Raw genomic sequence first — 2,301 nt, 5'->3', positions numbered from 1 at the left:
AGATGACCATGATTAAAGAGTGAATGAAAGCGGGTGTAAACATGTACTACAAGGAATATGGCGATACTAATAATCCGTTCATGATGTTTATTCATGGTGGGGGTGTTGGGGGCTGGATGTGGGATCAGCAAATTCAGTATTTTACCAATTATTACTGTGTAGTACCAGAGCTTATGTCACAATCCTCTTTTTCCATTGAGCAAAGTGCTAGAGAGCTGCTACTGCTAATTGAAGAAAAAGCTAATGGTAAGCCCATTATAGTAATAGGTTTCTCGTTAGGAGCTCAAATAGCTATTCAAATGCTAAGTATAAATCCAAGTTTAATTGATTTTACCATCATTAATAGTGCGCTTGTTCTTCCTTCTCCTGTATTAGAATGGATGCTACCACCGCTCATTCGGCTGACATTTCCGCTTATAAAAAATAAAACATTCGCGAAACTCCAAGCGAAATCTTTATATATCGATGACCATTATTTTGAACGCTATTATCGTGAAAGTTCAGCTATATCTGTCAATACATTAGTTCGAGTTTTACAGGAAAATATGTCGTTTACCATTCCCTCCGGTTTTCGCAAAGCCCAAGGGAAAATTTTAATAACAGTTGGAAACAAAGAGAAAAGTATTATGAAAAAATCAGCAATAGAACTAGTTCGCAGTCATCCCAATAGCAACGGTGTGTTATTGACTAACATAGGTCATGGAGTATCGTTAGCTAAGCCTGCATTTTTCAACCATTTTGTAGAAAATTGGATTCAAAAGGGTCATTTACCTGAGGGAATCGAGATTCAATAGAACTACTCCATTATGAGTAACCTTCCACATAATGGAGTTTATACGAAATTATTTACGAAAATAGTGTGGATATAAATCTTTATGCTGTAGCACCCATTCCTTCATTTCAACAATCATTTCTTCATAGCTTGGGACAACAAAGGAAAAGTCGTTCCTTGTATTTAGTAATGTTTTATTCACGTTAACAAGCTGATAGGGGAGAATGTCCAGTTTACTATCCAAAAAGTGTCGGTTACATAACTGAAGAAGTTCATATTTTGATATATTCGAAGTATGGACGAGATGATAGAGCCCTGTTAGTTCTTCATAGGTAGCACGTTCAATGGCTTTAGCTAATGTAATTGTTGTGACACCAGTCCAAATAGCACCTGTATAACCATTAATAGGGCCATCTTGTTGCATAAACCAATTGAATAATCCGATGCCGTTTTGTTTTAAATCAGGACCAATAATCGAATTACGAAATGTTAAATGCTTGTTTCGCTCAATTTCACCTAACCCTTTTGTGCGATCATAAAAGGTCTCCCCGTCTCGCATACTTTTTTCATGATAGGGGGCATTCTGCCCTGAAAAGACACAGTCTGTGCTTAGATGAATAAGCTTTGTTTGTTGATTTTCTAGGAGAGCTACAATCGCATGTGGTAGATAGCTATTTAGCAAAATACTTTGCGCGGGATTTGCATCACAAGCATTGTTTAAAACACCTATACAATTAATTACGACATCAAAATCATTGTCTTGCAGCAGGGATCGTAAAAAATTGGAGTCGGTTACATCACCTGTTATATTGTGTCCGAATGGGAAAGAAGTTCTAGAGTATGTTGTTACGTCATGCCCTTGTTCCCATAAATAGATAGCAATGGTGTGGCCAGCCATACCGGTAGCACCGAGCACTAAAAATTTCATGGTGTTCCTCCCGTCCAATGGAGAAGCTCTTTTTGAATAAGAGGTAATGTTAATAATTTTTCTTTAATATCAGCCACACTTAATCGTTGTGTATTGTTAGAGTTATATTCATCAGTTAAAGTAATTTTTGGAGAGCCCTCCTCAAGGTATTTTCCATAATTTAAATCCCGATTATCCGCTGGGATGCGATAAAATTTGCCCATATCAATGGCCTTTGCTGCTTCTTCTTTTGTACATAATACTTCATACATTTTTTCCCCATGCCGTGTCCCGATAATTTGAATGGTATTGTTTGCCTGAAAAATTTCAAGTAAAGCCTGTGCCAAATGTTCGACCGTTGCAGCGGGCGATTTTTGTACCATAATATCTCCATTTTGTGCATGTGAGAAAGCATAGATAACTAATTCAACTGCCTCCTCAAGCGTCATCATAAAACGTGTCATATTTGGATCAGTAATCGTTAAAGGTTTTCCTGCTTTTATTTGTTCGATAAATAATGGAATCACCGAGCCTCGTGAAGCCATGACATTGCCGTATCTAGTGCCACAAATAAGCGTTTGATGAGGATCAACCATTCGAGACTTTGCTATAAACGTCTTCT

Annotated in this window: 3 protein-coding genes; 1 reads left to right on the top strand and 2 read right to left on the bottom strand. The window is 37.4% G+C overall.

The window, feature by feature from the left end:
- The first annotated feature begins 41 nt into the window (after nt 1-41).
- Nucleotides 42-794, top strand: a complete 753-nt coding sequence (locus RT445_RS23610) for an alpha/beta fold hydrolase (protein ID WP_274793578.1) — start codon at nt 42-44, stop codon at nt 792-794.
- Between the two features lie 48 nt (nt 795-842).
- Here the strand turns inward: RT445_RS23610 and RT445_RS23605 are convergent, their stop codons facing one another.
- Nucleotides 843-1,700 carry an SDR family oxidoreductase gene (locus tag RT445_RS23605; protein ID WP_274793577.1) on the bottom strand — a complete coding sequence of 286 codons (858 nt, stop codon included), beginning with the start codon at nt 1,698-1,700 and terminating at the stop codon, nt 843-845.
- A partial coding sequence (locus RT445_RS23600) for a polysaccharide biosynthesis protein (protein ID WP_313471764.1) occupies nt 1,697-2,301 on the bottom strand: 605 nt, incomplete at its 5' end. The genes RT445_RS23600 and RT445_RS23605, both read right to left, overlap by 4 nt.

This window comes from Lysinibacillus sp. (genome assembly GCF_032093475.1).
Taxonomy (GTDB): Bacteria; Bacillota; Bacilli; order Bacillales_A; family Planococcaceae; genus Lysinibacillus; species Lysinibacillus irui.
Note: the sequence above shows the minus strand (reverse complement) of the source record. Positions and strands in the feature narration are given on the sequence as shown.

Bases quoted from the DNA above. Each gene is read 5' to 3' on its own strand.
- RT445_RS23610 (WP_274793578.1), top strand. From the start codon at position 42: ATGTACTACAAGGAATATGGCGATACTAATAATCCGTTCATGATGTTT.
- RT445_RS23605 (WP_274793577.1), bottom strand. From the start codon at position 1,700: ATGAAATTTTTAGTGCTCGGTGCTACCGGTATGGCTGGCCACACCATT.